We start from the raw sequence: 1,438 nt of genomic DNA, 5'->3' as shown, positions 1-1,438 counted from the left end.
CGAGGCCTGCGTCATCGACTGGCAGTGGGTACACGCCCAGACCCCACGCACATGACGCTCAACGGTGAACGTGCCCGGGGTGTAGTCCAGCTTCTCGCTGACGTCTTCCCGGATACGCTTGAGCTGACAGCCGCAGTCGCAGGTGGTGGATGCGGGTTCATGGTGGATGGTGGTGCGAGGTAACTCGGGCGGCAAGGCGGCGCGGCGCGGTTTATCGCGAGGTTCGCCCGCCGCAGACTGATTTTTAAGTTTATTGAGCTCGCGTTCGATGGCCTCAAGGTCTTCGCCCACGGCCTCGTCAAACAACAACGCCTGCTCCCCGCTGAACTGCTCGCTTTTTTGGCCGAACTTGTGTCGGCGCAAGATGGCAATCTCGTGGGTCAGCGCCGTGATACGGGCCGCTTTGAACGTAATGTCCTGATCTTTGCGTGCATTGGCCTGCATGAGCTGACGCGCCAGCTCGCGCAACTGGGGCGCGTCTAGCTGGTCAAGGTCATCGGGCGTACTGGTCATCATGAGGCGTAGTGTTGCACAGGGCCTGGAGCCCCGCTATTGGCAACGTCCCCGATTGCGTAATGACAATCTTTTAGGGTCAAACCAGGCTGATAATTCCGGCCTGACCAATACGCTGCCAGGGCAAGCCCAGTACCAGGGCATCGAGCTGCTCGTGCGTCAGCGATACCGTGCCATGGCCATCATTTGACCACACGAAATGGCCTTGATTCAGACGCCGTGCCACCAACCACACGCCGATGCCATCATGCACCAATACCTTCATGCGATTGGCCCGTTTGTTGGCAAACACATACGCATGATGTGGGTGGGCAGCACCGAACACGCGAACGACCCGCGCCAGGGCCGTATCGGCACCGGCACGCATATCCAGGGGCTCCACAGCCATCCAGACCTGGTCGATACGGATCATGCCATCAATTCCCGCAACACGTGTGCCAGTGCCAGGCTGTTGGAAGACGGCCAATGCAGGGTGATGTTTAACTGCGGGGCGGTCAGTTCGACACGCACCGTAGCGTCAGCCGCTGGGGCGCGCAGGTGACGCTGCGTTGAGGCGGGCATCACCGACGAGGTCGACGTTGGCCGTACCAAAGGGATAAACTCAGGCAATACACCCGCAGGTGCTGGCACAGGTGCCGTGTCTGTGGAGGCATCCTCAATGGTATGTAGCCCCAGACGTTCATGTTCGATGACCCAACGGCGCAGAAGGTTCGCATTCAGGCCGTGGTCCAGTGCGATCGAGGCCAGCGAGGCACCACTGTTCAAGCACAGCTGGACCAGTTCGGCCTTGTACGCGGGGGAGTGTTTGCGGCGTTGGCGCCGACCGTTAGTCTCTTGGTGCATACGTGTCCATGGAAAAATAAATGGACACGTATGCTCTAACACGACGTTATCAGGTTCAAGATGGGGTTGGCCACACGCTTAC

General features: G+C 59.5%; 3 protein-coding genes. All 3 read right to left on the bottom strand.

Annotated elements, in window-relative coordinates:
- Window positions 1-516, bottom strand: a 516-nt coding sequence (locus PuT2_RS15615; RefSeq protein ID WP_173862555.1) for an IS66 family transposase zinc-finger binding domain-containing protein, incomplete at its 3' end; no start/stop codon positions are given.
- 76 nt (window positions 517-592) lie between these two features.
- Window positions 593-925, bottom strand: coding sequence for an IS66 family insertion sequence element accessory protein TnpB (gene tnpB, locus PuT2_RS15610; RefSeq protein WP_143516247.1), 333 nt, complete (start codon window positions 923-925; stop codon window positions 593-595).
- Window positions 922-1,356, bottom strand: coding sequence for a transposase (locus tag PuT2_RS15605; RefSeq protein ID WP_093971913.1), 435 nt, complete (start codon window positions 1,354-1,356; stop codon window positions 922-924). Before PuT2_RS15605 ends, tnpB begins: the two co-directional genes overlap by 4 nt.
- Window positions 1,357-1,438: the final 82 nt, after the last annotated feature.

Origin of the sequence: Pusillimonas sp. T2 (assembly GCF_002236805.1) — a bacterium.
GTDB lineage: Bacteria > Pseudomonadota > Gammaproteobacteria > Burkholderiales > Burkholderiaceae_B > Neopusillimonas.
Note: the sequence above shows the minus strand (reverse complement) of the source record. Positions and strands in the feature narration are given on the sequence as shown.